General features: G+C 38.6%; 13 protein-coding genes. 3 read left to right on the top strand and 10 right to left on the bottom strand.

The genetic code is table 11. The annotated features are described in order from the left end of the window. From EL17_RS22495 to EL17_RS02890, 4 genes are all read right to left on the bottom strand, one after another. On the bottom strand, positions 1-516 hold a 516-nt coding region (locus tag EL17_RS22495; protein ID WP_205623526.1), incomplete at its 3' end, for a hypothetical protein. A 37-nt stretch (positions 517-553) separates the two neighbouring features. Further along, on the bottom strand, positions 554-877 hold the full coding sequence (locus EL17_RS02880) for a hypothetical protein (RefSeq protein WP_035069886.1): 324 nt from the start codon (positions 875-877) through the stop codon (positions 554-556). A gap of 128 nt (positions 878-1,005) precedes the next feature. Continuing rightward, positions 1,006-1,332: a hypothetical protein gene (locus EL17_RS02885; RefSeq protein ID WP_035069889.1), complete on the bottom strand. Its 327-nt coding sequence runs from the start codon at positions 1,330-1,332 to the stop codon at positions 1,006-1,008. A 94-nt stretch (positions 1,333-1,426) separates the two neighbouring features. Beyond that, a complete protein-coding gene (locus EL17_RS02890) occupies positions 1,427-1,846 on the bottom strand; it encodes a hypothetical protein (protein WP_035069891.1) in 420 nt (139 codons plus the stop codon). A 693-nt stretch (positions 1,847-2,539) separates the two neighbouring features. On the opposite strand from EL17_RS02890, the gene EL17_RS02900 reads away from it, so the two are divergent. Both EL17_RS02900 and EL17_RS02905 read left to right on the top strand, forming a co-directional pair. Further along, positions 2,540-4,369, top strand: coding sequence for a flavohemoglobin expression-modulating QEGLA motif protein (locus EL17_RS02900; protein WP_035069894.1), 1,830 nt, complete (start codon positions 2,540-2,542; stop codon positions 4,367-4,369). 38 nt (positions 4,370-4,407) lie between these two features. Then, positions 4,408-5,454 (top strand): glutathione synthetase, encoded by a 1,047-nt coding sequence (locus EL17_RS02905; protein ID WP_035069896.1) that lies wholly within the window; start codon positions 4,408-4,410, stop codon positions 5,452-5,454. Positions 5,455-5,526: 72 nt separating this feature from the next. Here the strand turns inward: EL17_RS02905 and EL17_RS02910 are convergent, their stop codons facing one another. The 6 genes from EL17_RS02910 to EL17_RS02930 all read right to left on the bottom strand — a co-directional run bounded on the left by EL17_RS02910 (position 5,527) and on the right by EL17_RS02930 (position 11,381). Next, positions 5,527-6,474 (bottom strand): succinylglutamate desuccinylase/aspartoacylase family protein, encoded by a 948-nt coding sequence (locus tag EL17_RS02910; RefSeq protein ID WP_035069898.1) that lies wholly within the window; start codon positions 6,472-6,474, stop codon positions 5,527-5,529. 16 nt (positions 6,475-6,490) lie between these two features. Continuing rightward, positions 6,491-6,766: a hypothetical protein gene (locus EL17_RS02915; protein WP_035069899.1), complete on the bottom strand. Its 276-nt coding sequence runs from the start codon at positions 6,764-6,766 to the stop codon at positions 6,491-6,493. A 69-nt stretch (positions 6,767-6,835) separates the two neighbouring features. After that, positions 6,836-7,690, bottom strand: a complete 855-nt coding sequence (locus tag EL17_RS02920; RefSeq protein ID WP_035069901.1) for an SDR family oxidoreductase — start codon at positions 7,688-7,690, stop codon at positions 6,836-6,838. Between the two features lie 7 nt (positions 7,691-7,697). Next, positions 7,698-7,835, bottom strand: coding sequence for a hypothetical protein (locus tag EL17_RS23850; RefSeq protein ID WP_205623527.1), 138 nt, complete (start codon positions 7,833-7,835; stop codon positions 7,698-7,700). Positions 7,836-8,024: 189 nt separating this feature from the next. Then, entirely contained in the window at positions 8,025-9,422 is a 1,398-nt protein-coding gene (locus EL17_RS02925; protein ID WP_035069903.1) for a sigma-54-dependent transcriptional regulator, read from the bottom strand. 525 nt (positions 9,423-9,947) lie between these two features. Next, a complete protein-coding gene (locus tag EL17_RS02930; RefSeq protein WP_035069905.1) occupies positions 9,948-11,381 on the bottom strand; it encodes a M48 family metalloprotease in 1,434 nt (477 codons plus the stop codon). A 520-nt stretch (positions 11,382-11,901) separates the two neighbouring features. On the opposite strand from EL17_RS02930, the gene EL17_RS02935 reads away from it, so the two are divergent. Further along, positions 11,902-14,472, top strand: a complete 2,571-nt coding sequence (locus tag EL17_RS02935) for a cellulase family glycosylhydrolase (protein ID WP_051719775.1) — start codon at positions 11,902-11,904, stop codon at positions 14,470-14,472. Positions 14,473-14,475: the final 3 nt, after the last annotated feature.

The following is a 14,475-nucleotide window of genomic DNA, read 5'->3' on the forward strand; positions in this document are numbered from 1 at the left end:
TGTAGTTCCGGCAGTTGTCCCACCTGTAGTAGTACCAGTAGTTCCGCCAGTTGTACCTGCTGTCGTTCCGCCCGTAGTACCTGCAGTCGTACCACCACCTGTAGTACTACCTGTAGTCGTTCCTGCGGTGGTTCCACCTGTACGGGTACGTTGGCTCATCTGATTATCCGATTGTCCTGATCTTGGTTCGTTTTCTATTCGGGTTTCATCACCTTTGGTTTTGCCATCGGTGTCAAATTTCTGTTTCCAAGCCCTGTCTCCATTTCTAAAGGTAAGTTCATAACCTTCCGCATCTGACCTGTCTATTTTAACTAGTTGAGCATCTTTTTCATCGATCATTTTATCGATCTTATCCTTCATCTCATCTGAAAGATCTGCTAACTGCATTCCATCGGACAATTGATTGGTAATTTCCTGCTGACTGCGATCCATCTGCCCAGTTCTTGGTTGTTGTTGAGCATTGACGACTGTTAGGCCCATGGCTCCCATGGCAAATATTAAGAATGTCTTTTTCATAGTATTAGGTTTAGTTTAAATTTAAATTGTTATGGTGTTAGTGATAGCTGCTCCACAAAGGGAGAATTTTTTTTTTATTAATATTCTGTCCATTTATATCATACGTAATAGAATAAGGTTCGTCATCTTTTATAAAGTTAACCCTATATAATAGCTGCCCATTTTGCGAAATCTCCTCTGCTGAAGTCAATTCAGCTTGCTTGTCATTATGGTCATTTTCAATAGCATCCCTTATTGATTGCGGGAGTAACTGGGGAGCAATTCTTGTCACTTGTTGGATACGGGATATTGTATCTTGCTGAGCTATTGCTGATACCCCCAAAATAAGGTTAAAAAAGAAGATTAAAATCCAATATTTCATAATCCGTTTATTTGAGATAAGGCATGGCCAGGAAATCAAATTGATGATTGAATATTCCTATCTGGTAAAATATAGACAAAATCAGGAGAGTAGCTGGTGCTGCCCCCCCTGATCTCCATTATCAGCAGTTAATCGTCTTTCTTATCTTTGTCGATCTCTTTTCCTTGAGCATCATACTTTTTGGAATAGGTCTTATCATCCTTTTGGAATGTCAACTCATACATAAGTTTACCATCCTTTGTCTTTTGGTTAGCTGATACCACCCGGGCATCCTTATCGTCTCTGTGCTTCGATATAGCGTCCCGCACCGGTTGTGGTAGATTTTCAGGTGCAACCCTAGTTCCTTCCTGTTGCGTCTGTGTTCTTTGTTGTTGCTGTTGCGGAGTAGTTTGCTGAGCATTTACAGCTGTCAGTCCAAATACTCCAAACGCGCATATTAACATTAATTTTTTCATAATAAAATAGTTGTTTTGGTTTACTTTGTGGTTAATAAATATCAAAGGTTATATACCTATCTTGTATGATCCAATGACATTGGATCTGCCACTGTTATTGACCTGCTCTGTTACCATGCTGGTCATAAGTGACTGTAGAAGTCTGACCTTGATTATCCCGAAGCGTCATTTCGTAATATGTAATTCCATCACGGGTATACCTGTTTGTTTCTGTTACTTCTCTGTTTTGAAGAGATGCGTCATTGTCTATCCTAGTTCTGATATCCTGAGGTACATCATTACTTTCGATACGCTCACGCTCCACATCCCTCATAGTGGTACCGGGGGTGGCACCATCTCGGTCTCTGTCCAGGTTTCTATCCCGATTCAGGTCTGTTCTTCTGGAAGTATCTTCCAGTACAGCTTCTCCATCTCTTTGGTTGGTGCCTTCACCGGTAGTACCTGTTTGATTATCACACGCACCCATCATCATCATTAAAGGTATGGCTGCAAAATAGATTAATTTCTTTTTCATAAGGATCGTTGATTATTAGGCTTGTAAGCTAGTGGTTAATTGTAATTTTTTAGAATCAAGAGTTCAAACTCTATGCCAAAAGCCTGATAATATAATTTTTCACATTTATAAAATAATTATTTTTATTAATATGGAAGATTATTGCCTTTCTTTGATTTATAAATAACTATATGGTATATTTATTGATAAATACATCGAATATTAAAAAAGCCCAATGGCATGATATCATTGGCCAATATCACTTAATCAAATTTTTATTATGAAAAACCACTTGATAAACAAAATCAAATTCTTAAAAGTGACCCTTATTACTACATTATGTTTATTTTCTGCCCAATTGTTTGCTCAGGTCCCTAGAGATCTGCCATCCGATACAGGCCCACTTACTATTAATTCAACTTTTGATATCATACTGTATATCATTTTCCCGGTAATTGTTCTGATATTCTTTGTTGTATATCTGCTTAAAAAGAAAAACAAAAACCAATGAAATGATTAATAATGAGAGAACCCGGGAATCTTTTCTTGGTTCTCTCATTTTTTTCCTTCCCTTTTTCATCTGCCATATAATTTCATTCCCATCATGTTTACCTAATGCCACAATCCCCAAGCATTATTCTCAGTAAATATCATGGGCTATAACCTTGGATTTTTTTGTATCTTATGATTATTATGAATTAGCATAAACAGACTATGGATAACATAAACAGTTTAATAGAGGACTCTTTAGATACTGGTGCACACCTAAACATAAATATTAAGGACAATTCAAAAATTAAAATTGAAAGAAGGCTTCCTTTTTTATTGATTTTTCGGAATCCACGCCCGAATGACAAACGAATTGTAAGGCTGGTATTAGGCGAATCTTCCTATATTATCACTACTGAAGAAGAGGACCATACAGGAGATATAGGACAAGTGATAAGACTTTTGTCTAAAAGACTATCAAAAACTTTTGGTGCCATAATGGTAATGGAGATCTGGATGGGTGATGAAGGCAGTAATACTTTTAAAATCAAAACCCCAAAAACAAAAGCACCTGCTACGGTGGACACTTTAGCAGATGGCCTTAAAAATTTCTGTGCATCTCAGCGACGTTTAGATGTTAAAATTGAACAGACATCCTTAAGATACCCTTCAAAACTTGAGCCCATTCTTACTATAGAGCAATGCCAGGAAGTCGGTGCATTTCTGCTGGGCTTAGAAATACCTCCTTTTTTCCTCAACAAAGAAAACAATGAATTTTACTATCTCTTGTTTAGGGATTTTAAGACCCATTTTTCTAAAGTACTGAGAAAATCTATCTATGAATTTATCAGGGTTCAGACCTCTTTTGACATCAGTAACTATAATGTATTGGGAAGTACCTCTATCAGCCCAAAAGCTTATGAGATAGACAAACAGTTAGCAGAGATCCAGGATCAATATCAGTTTCTACTGTTGATATCTCCCATCAATACCATGGAAGCAAAGACACAGTTTAAAAAAAACCAATATACCACCAACCCAAAATTTTTGTACCGATTATTGCCCATAGATCCTGATCATTTAAAAGAAAGTTTATTTAAAATAGATATAAGAAGTATAGATGATCCTACACTTGCCTTTCTTTTTACAGACAAGAGGGAAGAAATAGAAAAGCAGATCACGATGCTGAAAGAAAGAGGAACTAGAAATTTCATGTTCAGTAGCATCAGGCTATACAGTAGTGTAGATAAGGACCTGTACGAAACGGCTAAGTTTTTATTAAAAGAAATCCCCGCTGAAGACAACTCCGCCGCACGATGGGTAGATTGTTATGAGCTGGCTGCCAAATGTCAGGAAGAAATAGAGTATTACAAGAAATTTTATCCTGAAATGGATTCACGTGTAGAGATAAAGCATGATATCGTAGGGATGCTGGTCTCAAAAGGACAGTTATACATAGGAGAAAGTTTTAAAGTGCCGGAAAATCGTGTGGATGCACTGGTCCATCACGAAATAGGAACTCATGTACTTACATTTTTTAACGGTAAGGCACAGCCCTTTAAGCAATTAAGCACAGGGTTTGCTGATTATGAAGAACTGCAGGAAGGCATTGCTGTACTGGCAGAATATCTGGTAGGCGGTCTTACCGGAGACCGGCTTAGGTTATTGGCAGCGAGAGTCGTCGCAGGACATACACTTACTGAAGGATTTAACTTTGAAGAAACTTTCCACGAATTAACCCAGACTTATAACCTCGACATAGAGTCTGCATTTCAGGTAACTGCTCGCATCCATCAAGGTGGCGGATGTACTAAAGACATAATCTATTTAAGGGGATTGATCCAGCTGATCGATTACCTGAAAGAAGGAGGAGAATTAGAGCCGCTTTTTGTAGGAAAAATAGCCCTGAAGCATGTTCCCTTAATGGAAGAATTAAAGCTGAGGGGCATATTAAAGCCTTCCCCTCTATTTCCCCGCTTTTTATTGGATGAGAAAGCTTTGGAACGACTGGAACGTATAAAAGATGGCGTATCACTCCTTACATTAATATCTTAAAAAAAATTTTTTATCATCAAACACCAACAACCACTAACATGAAAATAGCATTTGTAGTAAATGACATAGCGACTGAGGAATCCTGGTATGACACCACGCTTCTTACTTCCACTGCCGTCCAAAAAGGCCATGAAGTGTATATAACCGGGGTAGGTGAATTAAATTACATGGAAGATGGTCATATGGGCGCCATGGCTATAAAAATCAGCAATTCTAAATTCAGAAATTTAGATAATTACCTCAAACATATACAAAGTAAAGAGGTAGAAAAAATCCTCGTTTCCACTAAGGAACTTGATGTAATTTTCATGAGAAATAATCCCAGCGAAGATATGGGAGAAAGGGCCTGGGCACAGACAGCAGGAATGGTATTTGGCCAGATAGCGGTAGAAAGAGGTGTACTGGTCATTAATGACCCTTATAGTTTGATGACAGCCTTTAATAAGCTCTACTTCCAGCATTTTCCGGAAGAAGTGAGGCCGAGAACGATCATTACCCGCAATGCCAACGAAATAAAAGAATTTTACAAAAAAGAAGGTGAGAAAATCATTGTAAAACCACTGCATGGATCTGGAGGCAAGGATGTATTTTTGATAGATAATTCTACAAATATTAACCAAATTGTAGAATCTATTAACCGATATGGACATGTCATAGCACAAGAATATCTTCCAGCCGCGAAAGATGGGGATATTAGGGTAATACTTTTAAACGGGAAAATCCTATCAGTAAAAGGCAAACCAGCTGCAATGCACCGGGTAAACCAAAAAGATGATATCAGGAGCAATATTCACGCTGGAGGGAAACCTATAAAGGCTCATATGAATGACACTATACGGAAACTCTGCAAAATAGTAGCTCCTAAGTTGATACAGGACGGCATGTTTATGGCCGGAATTGATATTGTAGGGGACAAAATCATGGAACTTAACCTGGACAGCCCCGGAGGAATAGTGAGTATAGAGAGATTAGAAAAAGAAAAGTTTGCTTGTGCTATTATCGAATCAATTGAAAAGAAATTTGAATACCAATCATATTATTTAGGAAAATTGCCCAACAAATATCTGGCTACCCTTGATCTATAGAAGGATATATACCTAAAAAAAAACAAAAGGGCAGGATACATTTCCTGTCCTTTTGTGCCTATATATAATCCCTCAACATTCTTTCACTATAAAAAAGCCATCACTGCCCTGGGCCTGATAGAGCGGCATATAAATTCTTCCGTCTATTTCAGATATAACTTCCAGTCCTTTAGCTGTAGCCAAAATGTCGCCTTTGGCAATAGCAGAAAAATTTTTAAATCCAGGTTTCATTTGAAATTCATCCTTTTCTTCTATTGCGTGCCTATATACTACCTCATACCCACTTTCTCCTCCAAATGTCTCTTCCAGTAAATTCAGGTAATAATGATAATTAGGTATATCGGCTTCTTGAATCATTCCTGATACCTTTAACATCAGCCAAATCATGGCCTCGTGGTAATCTATGGATTTAACGGATAAATGTGCTCCAGCTTCTACCGTAAACCCTCTATGGCCCTTTAGTGTCAAATAATGATCAAAATGGCCTGGAATATACTTTTCAATCCCTTTTACCACAGGTAAAGGAAACTGGAGTGCTAAATCATAATTGTTTTCCCGTTTATTGACACTTATAAATGGGGTGGTTTCCGAAGAAGTAGTATGAAGATCCATGAACAGCAATTCAGTGAAAAACTGATTTTTTAGCTTTTGATCCTTTACTGCCATTAAAGCTTCAAACTCTTTTGCTTCATGAAACTCGGGCGAATTGCCATCTATGATTGCTTTTTCATTTTCTAATGTACATACTCTGTTCAGGTCTTTGTCAATGAGCCTCACATTCTCCCTTAATGCCCTGACATTTCCTGCTATTCCGATGATCTGTCCTTTACAGGCAATACCGGAATTATCCAAAACCTGGAATACCCGTTCAAGTGCAAGTAACCCACTCGGCTCATTACCATGTATACCCGCACTTACCATTAAAACAGGTCCTTCCTCATAGGGCTCCAATGGATACTGACCTAAAATCCTGGTAACTTCTTTTAAAGCAATCTTCTCTTTATTGATATGATCAGGCATGAATTAAATATTATATTTATTGATCCATATACCTATCCCTTTCATCTGAAGGTTGCTTTTTAGCTTTATCACTTCTTCCCATTTCCTCTTCTTTAGGATCCTTGGGCTGAGGTTCCGGTTTTTCATTGGGATCATCACTGATATATTCCTCTACAGCCTCATCTTTTTTATGTTCTTCCCTCTGAGGTCTTTTGTCAGTTGGATCCGGATCTTCGCTGTTCATTTTGGTATTTAGAGAATGAATAGCCATGGCTCTAAATATCAGCAGGGGATTAAGCTCTTTATATCTCATATCATTTTTATAATAAATCAACCTTTATATATTACTAAAGCTTTTATATGCTTCTTTAGTTAATGTTTTTTATGTATTTATGATCTCACCACCATTAGGATGAAGAAACTGTCCTGTCATGTAACTTGAATCTTCTGAAGCCAAAAACACATAACTTGGTGCCACTTCAGCAGGCTCTCCAGGTCTCCCTAAAGGCACATTGGTACCGAATTCATCCACATGCTCTTTAGAAAATGTAGCTGGAATAAGCGGGGTCCAAATGGGCCCCGGGGCCACTCCGTTTACCCGGATACCTTTAGGAGCAAGATTTGCGGAAAGGGATCTGGTAAATGAAACAATGGCACCTTTGGTAGCTGCATAATCCAACAGATGATGACTCCCACGGTAAGCCGTCACCGAAGATGTATTGATAATAGAGGCTCCCTTTTTTAAATGGGCCAATGCAGCTTTTGTGATAAAAAAGTAGGAATATATGTTAGTAGAAAACGTTTTGGTCAGCTGCTCTTCCGTAATATCCTCTAAGTTATCCTGTGGATACTGCTGGGCAGCATTATTTACCACGATATCAAGTTTCCCAAATGAAGCTATAGCTTTATCCACTATTTCCTGACAGTGCCTGCTCTGGCTGACGTCTCCTTTTATAACCACAGCTTTTTGACCATGTTTCTCCACCATGGACCTGGTCTCTTCTGCATCTTTATCTTCTTCCAAATAAGCGATGACCATATCTGCGCCCTGTTCGGCAAAAGCTATAGCTACAGCCCTTCCAATACCACTGTCTCCCCCGGTTATCAATGCTACTTTTCCCGCCAGCTTCTTATATGTACCTGATGAAGGTTCAGATTTTGGCTGCGGCTCCATTTGATACTGATCTCCGGGTTGGCTTTCCTGAGTTTGTCCGGGTTTTGAAGTTTCTTGTGACATTCAATGTTTATTTTACTTGAGTACTGAAAGTCCATTGATGAACCGTAACTTCAGACTTTTTCGTGAACCGGCTTCTTTTCTTTCTATTGTTGTCAAATTCTTTACGTGCGCCGTTCTCGGCTTTATTATCAAGTGGTCTTTGCATCAGCTTTTCCATGCTTTTGTTTATTAATGTTATAAAAAATTGTTACCCAAAATTATTCCAATTTTTAAATAATAGAGGCTTTTAACTGTTTATATTAAAATTATTTACTCTAAAAGATCAAACAACCTTAATTATTATCGTTAAGTTATAATTAAAATATAAATTATCCTAATTTTAATTTATATTTTGTTAATATTCTATATTTAACATTCTCAATTTACTATACAATGTCTTTCTGTTAATATTTAAAATCTCCGCAGCTTTGGTTTTATTATAATGCACTTCCTTGAGCACTTCCATTATCCTTTTGCTTTCCGCTATTTTGGCAGTAGACTTTAGATCCTGTTCTAAACCCTCATCTTCCGCATGTTCCAGAAAACTTTCCACTGTACTGCCTAACTCTTGTAGGGATTGCATGAAGTGGCGCGGCAGGGATTCTTTACGTATTACTCCTTCACCATTGGTCAGCAGACATGCTCTTCGGATTACATTTCTCAACTCCCGGATATTGCCTGGCCAAGAATACCTCTTGAAATATTCATACACCTCCTCAGATACTACCGGCTTTTCTTTATGCAGCTCTTCACTGGTCTTATCCAAAAAGAAATCGACAAATAAAGAAAGATCTTGATTTCTTTCCCTAAGAGGTGGCACCCTTAATGTAAACTCATTTAACCTATAATAGAGATCTTCTCTAAACTGACTCCCACCGGATTTATTGAAAAGATCTTCGTTAGTCGCTACTATGATCCTTACATCTACCGGTATTTCTTTAAGGCTCCCCACCCTTCGGATCACCTTTTCCTGAAGAGCCCTTAATAAAGCTATCTGTATATCTAAAGGTAAATTAGCAATTTCATCTAAAAAGACAGTACCGCCTTCAGCAAGTTCAAACACTCCTGCCTTTGCAGTAGTAGCCCCTGTGAAAGCACCTTTTTCATGACCAAACAATTCACTGGCGGCTATTTCTTTAGATAGACTGCCACAGTCTATCGCCATAAAAGGCTTGTTTTTACGGTGACTTTCCTGATGAATAAAGCGGGCAAGGGATTCTTTACCCGTACCCGTCTCACCTTCTATGATCACTGTATAATTTGTCGGACCCACTAGTTGCACGTGATTAATCATTTTCTTAGATGCTTCACATCTACCTATTACATATTCCTGTTGGTGCTGCGGCTTGGATAATTCTACAAAGGTGGTTTTTCTTACAGGCTTTTCCTGATCCTTGTAACCTAAAGCCCTTTCTACCACATTGAGCAGTTCATCCGGATTTAAAGGCTTCTCTAAATAATGAAACGCACCGCTTTTTACCAGCTCCACAGCTATGCGTATATTGGCATATGCTGTCATAAAAATCACTTGGGCATGGGGAGAAGAGGTTTTGATTTCTTCTAATATATCTCCGCCATTTAAATCTCCAAGGCGGTAATCACAAATCACCAAATCAAAATATTCTTCTTTGAGAATACTCAGCCCTGTTTTTCCTTGAGTGCATACTTTTACTTCATACCCATTCTTAGACAGAAACCTATCCAATAAATTACAGGTGGACAATTCTTCATCTATGATCAAAATTTTACTCATCGTATAGTGTTATAGGTTCAAAGTTGTGGTTTGGTTTTTAAAGATAACATAAAATTAGTAATAAAAAGACATTTAATAATTATATAATAAAGAAAAATATCCTGTAGAAATCATTCATAATAACAAATTCTTTATTTTTTGCTATTAATACCATGTTATTTCAATTTCCGAGGCCTATATCTGGCCAGATCAATAGCAGAAAAAGACAAGGATAGCCACGATTGTAATATTGAAATTGGGCCAAGGCAGCCTAAAAATATTATGTAGAAACAAAAAATTTAACTCGAAACAATTAAAAATCTAATAAATCATAAGATACCAAATATAATGTTTCCTTAAATTTACTTGATAAAATTAAAACCTGAAGTAAGCCCGTGATAAAAAATTATTTAAAAAATATGAAATTGACAAACGGTGAAATAAAGGTTATATAGCTAATCATATAGCAGATATATGGCCACATTCAGACCTATTATAAAATTATTTAAGAAATGAATCTGGTCAAAATAAGTAGAATTTCCACTATTACTCCACTAATTTGATTAAAGTACCTTTTTCTATTATATCTTCACTTTTCAAGCCGTTTAATATACCCAACTCCTCCCATCTGATGGCAGGGACCTGATTGGATTTTAAGAACTCACCAAAAGCCTGTTGAATGGAATTAGCTTTTAAAACAATACGTTCTGGCTGCCTGTTCAACTTTTCCGCGTCAGTAAGGGGTGCAAAGCCAGTCATTGACTGTTCAAAAACTACCTCAAAGTTTGGGAAATTGTTTAATGGGGCAGCCCCTAACATGAGGTACATATTGGCTTCCTGCTGGATGATATAATACAGTACCCGTAGAGGATTTTGCTGTTCTTTCTGATCTGCCATTACCCGGATAGCATTGAGTCCATTTACTGTTCGGGCTTCGGATGCAGTCACTTGTAATGCATATTGGCTTGCCACCTGTTCTGCGGCTTCCTTGGTGGTTTTGCCAGTGGCTAATGTGAGCATCAGCAAAGCATTTCCTTCTTTAGGAGCCATCTGCACCTGCTGAGGAGTATTCTGAAGGGTCCAGTCTTTGGGCACCGGAAAATTGAATTTGAGTTCAGGATGATAAAATACACTGTTTTCCACGAACCCTTGTTTAGGATCCTCTCCATATATCAGCCCTTCTATTTTTTTCAGGTATTCATTTCTATTTACTTTTGGTTCGTTTAAATTTAACCGTGATTGCCATTCCCCTGCTAGCGCCGCCACATCCTTATTCCTATCTGTGGGGGAAGGGTGTGTAGAAAGAAAATCAGGCAAGGGGTCCCTCCCACTACTCACCCGCTGTCTTTCTAAAGTTCGAAAAAAACCAGCCATTTCACGGGCATCATATCCTATGGTTGATGAATATTCCACTCCCAGCCTATCAGATTCTCTTTCAGCATCCCTGCCATACTTTAGAAACAATAACTCCAATGCCTGACTGGCGGGATCTAAAAACTGGCCCAACTCCGGCACCGCTATAAGACCTACCAGCATTCCCAACTGAGCCAAAACAGATTTACTCTGCTGCCTTACAGAGTGACGGGCAGTAATATGACCTATTTCATGTCCCAACACTCCGGCAAATTCTGCCTCATTATTGAAATGAGCCATTATACCCCTGGTAAAATATACATATCCACCTGGTACCGCAAAGGCATTTAGTATAGGGGAATCCATTATCTTAAACTCGTAGGCCAGATGCGGGCGATGGGATATAGCAGCCATTTCTTGACCTTTCAAATCTATAAAATCCTGTAATATCTCATCCTCATACAGACCGTACATGGCAACAATCTGAGGGTCATATTCCTGACCCATAGCAATTTCCTGTTTTTCGGAAATAGTGACGAAATTCAATTTTCCCGTCACTGGATTTCTCGCACAAGAACATACTATAAATAACAATACTACTAAATTAAATAGCTTAAATTTTTCCACCCGTTTATTAATTGTACTTCAATGACAATTGATTATCCCGTAACAAAGATCAGGATAGTATGTCCCAAATATGCTTCGGGAGCATTAAGATTGATCACCCCCTATGATAGCAGAAGTGACATTAAAATAAATCATAATATTTATTTAAAACAACTCATCAATGCTCTAGTGAAAAAAGTTTTTATGCAATAGTTTAATATACATGATCCATAAAAAGCTAAACAGACGATATATAATACAGTGTTTAGAATAGGTAGTTAGGTTATGAATGCAATTCTTTATATCCTGATTCATACACGGCTATAATGAATGGGATGATCATGACTATTCATGGTGTTTTTTAAAGCAATATGCGCTTTCAATATGAACCTACTCATGTTATTAAACCTTCGATCACGCTATTTCATTTTAAAAAAGGTATCTGAATTGGTATATTCCTAGTATTTTGCAGTCAAATTACTAACCATCTTAATTGACCTAATTTTTCACGCTCCATTACCGTGAACCTTAAAAAAAGCATATGCAATATAAAAAATTACTGTTAATCCCGACCGCATTCATATTCAATCTTTTATTTATTGCCCCATATGGTTTTGGCCAGGATAAAGATGGGGTATTCATTGATGGTAAAGGTATCATGCGATGGGCTGAAAATGAGAAAGAAGTCAAAGGATTTGGAATCAATTATACCGCACCTTTTGCCCATGCATTTACTATGGCCGAAAGGATGGGGATAGACAAAGAAAAAGCCATTGACGAAGATGTATACCATTTTGCCAGGTTGGGATTGGACCTGTACCGTATACACGTATGGGACACCGAAATCAGTGATACATTAGGCAATCTTATTAATAATGATAGGCTTCATCTATTTGACTATACCATCCATAAAATGAAAGAAAGGGGTATGAAGTTTATCATCACCCCAATAGCCTATTGGGGTGGAGGCTGGCCGGAACCAGATGTAAAAACGCCTGGATTTGCGCATAAATATGGAAAGGATGGAAGCCTTATACATCCTGATGCAATTAAAGCACAACAAAACTACCTGGCCCAATTTGTAGAACACGTCAACCCTTATACCGGTATAGCCTATAAAAATGATCCTGACATCATCGCTTTAGAAATAAGCAACGAACCGCACCATCCCGGGACTGAAGATGATGTAACCCTCTTTATCAATTCAATGGTGGAAGCGCTTCGCAGCACCGGTACCAAAAAGCAGATATTTTACAATATCACCCAGAGCGTTCCCCTGAAACAGGGATTTTTCAATGCGGACATCCAAGGCTTGACTTTCCAATGGTACCCTACCAACCTGATGGCCATGCACGAACTTAAAGGTAATTTCCTTCCGCAGGTTGATGTCTATAATATCCCTTTTGCTGACCATCCGGATTTCCCGTCTATGGCCAAGATCGTATATGAATTTGATCCTGCCGATATAGGTGCCTCTTATATATATCCCGCCATGGCACGGAGCTTCAGGACGGCAGGCATGCAGCTGGCGGCCCAATTTTCCTACGACCCCCTATTTATGGCCCATATCAATACCGAATATGGCACTCATTATATGAACCTGGCCTATACTCCTCAGAAGGCATTGAGTTTAAAAATCGCCCATGCCGTATTTCATGATATGCCGCTGTATAAAGAATATGGAAAGTATCCACAAAACGCCTCATTTGAAAACTTCCAACTATCCTATGAAAAGGACCTGGCTGAATACAATACAGAAGAAAAATTCTATTATACCAACCATACCCGGTCCAATCCCAAGAAAACCTCTAATCTCAAAGAAATAGCCGGGTATGGGAATTCACCTCTGGTAGAATACTCCGGAACGGGTGCCTATTTTCTGGACAAACTGGACAATGGCATTTGGCGACTGGAAGTGATGCCAGATGCCATCTGGATCAGTGATCCTTTTGGTCAGGTCAGTCCGGATAAGGAAGTCGCGGTGGTAAATTATAGGGAGCAAGAGATGAGTATCAAGCTACCCGATCTCGAGCAGAATTTTGTGATCAGAGCAATCAATGAAGGGAATGACCACGGGCCAAAAGCCGAAGGTAATAAGTTCACCATAAAGCCGGGGGTCTACATTTTGAATAAAAATGGACAGCAAACAGATGCATGGTCCAATGACAAAAAAATAAGGAATATAAGATTGAATGAATTTGTAGCTCCTAAATCCACTTTAGACAGATTCTATGTTCTAAATGAACCCCAAAACGTAGCCGTGGAAGAAAAGGATCTGACAGTCAGCTTTCAGGTAATCAGCAAAGAGTGGCCAGAAAAGGTATCGATAGCCATCGGCCGGACCAAAATCCCTGCTGTAAGAAAGCATGGCTATGAATATGAAGCTACGATTTCTTCAAAACTTGTCAGGGAAGGTTTTATGGACTATCATATCGTAGTGGAAGGAAAAGAAACCACACGAACTTTTCCAAGTGACATAGCAAGACAGCCATCCGACTGGGATTTTTATGCAGAGGAAAAATACCGCACGATAATCGTAAGAAAAGACTCGCCTATTCACCTTTTCGAACCCCTCGCCGATTTTGATTATCTGATGAAAACATGGAACCGTGGCGTAAGACTGGTCCCTTCCGAGCAGGCAGGAGCTGCTGACTTAAAGGTAGATTTAGACACTCTTCCCTCCTACCAACATCAGGACGATGTGACCAGAGATTATTCCATGCGCGTCTATATAGGCAACAAAATGAAAGGGAGAATACCAGATCTCGAGCTAATGACCAAAATAAGAATAGAAGCAGAGACTTTATATGAGGAGGATGTTCCTGTGCAGATAGCCCTTATCTCCACCACCGGAGAAACATATGGCGGCATCATCACGATCACCTCAGGCCAAAAGGAATACACGCTTTCTATAAATGAGCTAAGCCATGTACCTATGGTCAATCTACCAAGACCTTACCCAGGATTTATCAATTATTATTTTGAAAGTCCTCTAAATAATCCTTTGGACTTATCAAAAATAGAAGGTTTGCAGATATCTGTTGGACCAGGAATAAATGAGCCTGGATCAAGAAAGGGGTTTGTGCTACAAAGCATTAGTCTGGTAAAATAGAGG

It is taken from the genome of Anditalea andensis (genome assembly GCF_000714815.1).
GTDB lineage: Bacteria > Bacteroidota > Bacteroidia > Cytophagales > Cyclobacteriaceae > Anditalea > Anditalea andensis.